This is a genomic window from Rodentibacter genomosp. 1 (assembly GCF_001999285.1).
Lineage (GTDB): Bacteria > Pseudomonadota > Gammaproteobacteria > Enterobacterales > Pasteurellaceae > Rodentibacter.
The window spans coordinates 1-3878 of sequence record NZ_MLHN01000049.1 but is presented as its reverse complement, the minus strand read 5'-3'; the positions used below and the strand labels follow the sequence as shown (position 1 = coordinate 3878).

Below are 3878 nucleotides of genomic sequence, written 5' to 3'. Positions count from 1 at the left end.
AAAAAAAAAAAAAAAAAAATAAAGCAAGGAAAAGATAATAATATTAAGAATAATCCCAAAAATAAATTTCATTATTCTTCGTCCTTGTTTATATGTTGGTATATACCTTTTGCTTTATCACTAACAACACCTCCCCCTATTGCATTTAAGAATACTTTCGGAAGAGGGTGTAAATTCAAATATCTACTTGATACAGTTTCAGATGCGACCCCATATCCACTACCAACTAGAGAACCTATTGTTTCAGTCTTAATGACTTTCATTTTGAATATCTTCAAAAGTCAGTTTATTCGTTTTCAGTTCGCTGTTAGTTGCATTGGTGGAGGCAATCGCCGCACCTTTCAGATGAATATTATCGGCATTAATATGATAACCGCCCTCTTCGGCAAATAAGCCCGATTGTTCCATCACTTGGTTGCTTGTTCACCTTACCGCTTGAGGCATTCGCATAACCGCTTGCTCTAACGCTTGTGCCGTTTTCACTCTGTCGGAAGCATCTTTATTTTTGACCGCACTTTCCGCTGTCTGATGATAATCGCCTCTGCTCAAGTATCTACTTCCCAACGCTTCGCTTTGATGTTTGCCGCTTCAAGTGTTAAGCCTCCTGCTTCACTATTTGTGATAAGTTTATATTGATAAAAAGTAGAGCTCGTAAACAAACAGCTCACACACTAAAATTCATGGAATAGCGCGCGTAAAACAATGCTTCACACACGCTATGCTTGCTAATAATCCTTATAACGGAGATATATTATTATAAAATACATAAGAGATATGAAAATTAAAAAAATAAACTCCCTAATAGTCATATCTTTAAAAAAAGAAAAAAATCAACATGATAAAAACAAATACCATTATTAATGTTATAAAAAATATTTGCAGATAAAAACATTACAAACATAAATATAACCCCAAAAACAGCAGAAAAAAGAAGAATATAAATAATCTTTTTCATTATTTACCTCTTTCTTGCTTTGAGTTGTAACTTTGAAAAGTTCTATTACCAAACTCTCCGGACATTGAGCCCAAAACGTTAGGAACAATATTTTTCTTATAGCCATAAACATAAGGAATCTTATCATTCAAAGGCTGAGGATTATATTTCGCCCATGTTAAATCCGGATATTTTTTACTTAGTGGGATCTCTATTACTTTCCCCATTCCATATCCAATCCCCGCACCAATACCACTACCGATAGCACCTTGAACCATTGACTGATCTGTAACATAACCATTAAATGCTCCAGAGGCCGCATTACCTCCAATCGTAGCAATAAAACCTCGTCCTTTAAGTGCATATGCTGTCACTACATCAATAGCTAATGTTCTTGAATCTACCTCACCCGTTAGCGAGCAACTGACCTCCAACACTTCCTACTCCGGCAATTCCTAAGGTAAATTTAGTTGAATTTGACATGACGTTATTGATGTCGACCAAACAATGAAGCCCAAAATCCTTTTTTACTCTCAACTTTTTTCTGTTTGGCTTCCTCCATTCTCTGATTCACATAATTTACCCAAACCTGATGAGGAGCATCAAAATTAAATTGTTTCATAAAGTCATAAGGTATTTCATATTCCGCTAGTGGATTTATATCAATCAATTCTTTTGGCGCTATAGGACTATCAATACCTAAATCAAAACCATGTATGGCTGCAATTTTTGCATACATTAAGACTTGTGGCTGCAAATAAAAATCAAAATGCAAAAGTGTCTCTCTTGCAGCACGTTTTGCAAATTTAATTTCCAATAATGTCGATAACGCCTCTTGCATCCCTTTTATATCTTTATTTGCCAACGCAACATAAAACTCATGGTCGGGAATACGTTTTAAATCACAGCGTGCTTTCTTTTCATCATTTAAAAACGTTAAAGCTCTCTCTTTCAGTAATACCCAATCACCGCTTAAGGCTAATAAGGTATTTGCATTAAAAAAGGCTCTTGTATCAGAGCTATTATAAGGAACAGAGACGTCTATAATTTCGTCACGGTGTGTCACTAAATAATCAAGCAACTTTTGATTATCCGAAAGTAAACTTAAGGCAAAGAACCTTGTGTTATAACCATTATATGCCCACTGAAAATCGTACTTAGAGAGAATTCTTAAGAAACCACCAATAAAAGCATTTTCTTTAAATCCACCGAGATTATTTTCTAACAGAGACTTAGACGCTAATGCACTATGGTAATCACATAAATAACCAATCAAACTAAATACATTACCTAAGTATCCATTTATACAATTCAGCTCTATGTTTAGCTCTTTATTATCAAATTCTGTATATGCCTTCACCCTTTCAAAAGTGAAATTTTTAGCATCTTCATACGTTTTAGCTATCTCGCTTCCTAAAAACGTTTTATATTTTTCCATTTTAATATCCTTCTCAATTTTTATCAGGAACCTTAACAGGTAACAATATAACCTTATTATTTGTTTTATCCACTCCTGCTATGATTGTTTTGATTGATTTACCATTTCTATCAGCATTTCTTATCGCAATCTTTACTGGATCATGTTCAGGCAGAATTTCTGCAACAACGTTAATCCATTCTTTGGATAGCTGATTTGTATTCCCTGCTCCTTTAGAACTGACTTGAATCGCACCATTATTTTTGATTTGTTTACTGTCAATAATAATTACAGAGCCATCTTTACCCAATAAAACATGATCAAACCCATTGTTTGAGCCATATTTTCCTCCCCTCAAGGGCTCATAGCCTGAACGTTTTGCTAAATCATGAATGAGCGTTTCTGTTTTATTTCCGTTGATATCACCATTTTTTACAATATCATCAATCAAATTTTGTTCTACCTTACTTGTTGCTTTTACTTCACAACTTGCAGCACAAACTTTAGTTGCATTGATAAATCCTTTATCGGTAGATACTGCTACGGAATCAACTTCATTAATAACCTTATTCAATGTTGTATAATTGACAACCCTATGCACTTGATGTGTAGCAAAACCAGCCGCATTTGCACCTACTTTTTTCACCAATCCCGCCGACTTCTGCAACAATTTCGCCCCAGCTGCACCAACAACTAATCCACCAACCGGTGTTGAACCAAAGTTACCCACAATATAGCCTTGCATTTCGCCTGCTAATGCAGGGTCGTGTTTTACCGCATATTCATATTGTTGATTCCATTCATCCATTGATACATAAACTTTATCGATGACTTCGTTTGGATGGGTGACGGCATAAGCAAGTGATTTTACGGTTTCATCAAGATTTAAGATGGCGTCCGCCGTTTCAACCACATTGTCTTTAAATCCTTTCGCTTTGCCTTGTTGCATTGCGTCATAATAGGCTTCAGCTTTTTCTTCATCGCCGTTGAAATATAATTTCGCAAAGAGTTTGATATCATCCAAGCGTTCTTGATGAGGGTCAACATCAAAGAAATTATTCTCCACCGCCCTCTTCGCTGTTTCCGCACCCGCGGCTGCCGTGATGAAAACGCCACCCTGTTGCTCTGTCGTACCGTTCGCTTTGGCGGTAAGTGCACCTGCCAAACCGCCCGCCAGTTGGCTTAAGGTGCTGATGTTTTCCTTCTCACTTGCCGTTAATTCCTTCGGCGATTTTTCGTAAAGTTTTTGAGCAATAATCTCTGCTGTGGCTTCACCCGTTACACCTGCAATTGCCCCCGTCAACGGGTCTTTGCCCGTCACTTGAAACTCTACAGCAGAAAGTAACGCATGGGCTATCAGGTTGGTTGCTTTATCTTTTGCCATGTCGCCTTTCGTCATTTCGTGGATTTTATTATTGAGATAAGGCGAGGCAAGTGCCACTATCGCTCCATTGGTGTCGTTTTGTGCCGCGGCTTGAAGTGCCGCCGTCACCGCACGAATCGCCATCCCTTTTTCACTGCCTATGC

General features: G+C 37.3%; 5 protein-coding genes. All 5 read right to left on the bottom strand.

What is annotated here, in order from left to right:
- Window positions 1-249: 249 nt before the first annotated feature.
- Window positions 250-411, bottom strand: coding sequence for a hypothetical protein (locus BKK54_RS11790; protein WP_158074633.1), 162 nt, complete (start codon window positions 409-411; stop codon window positions 250-252).
- Between the two features lie 12 nt (window positions 412-423).
- On the bottom strand, window positions 424-549 hold the full coding sequence (locus BKK54_RS12195; RefSeq protein WP_279626094.1) for a hypothetical protein: 126 nt from the start codon (window positions 547-549) through the stop codon (window positions 424-426).
- A 405-nt stretch (window positions 550-954) separates the two neighbouring features.
- Window positions 955-1371, bottom strand: coding sequence for a hypothetical protein (locus tag BKK54_RS11550; protein ID WP_143541474.1), 417 nt, complete (start codon window positions 1369-1371; stop codon window positions 955-957).
- Window positions 1372-1421: 50 nt separating this feature from the next.
- Window positions 1422-2372, bottom strand: coding sequence for an immunity 49 family protein (locus tag BKK54_RS11545; protein WP_077543205.1), 951 nt, complete (start codon window positions 2370-2372; stop codon window positions 1422-1424).
- A 13-nt stretch (window positions 2373-2385) separates the two neighbouring features.
- A partial coding sequence (locus tag BKK54_RS11540) for a VENN motif pre-toxin domain-containing protein (RefSeq protein WP_347876297.1) occupies window positions 2386-3878 on the bottom strand: 1493 nt, incomplete at its 5' end.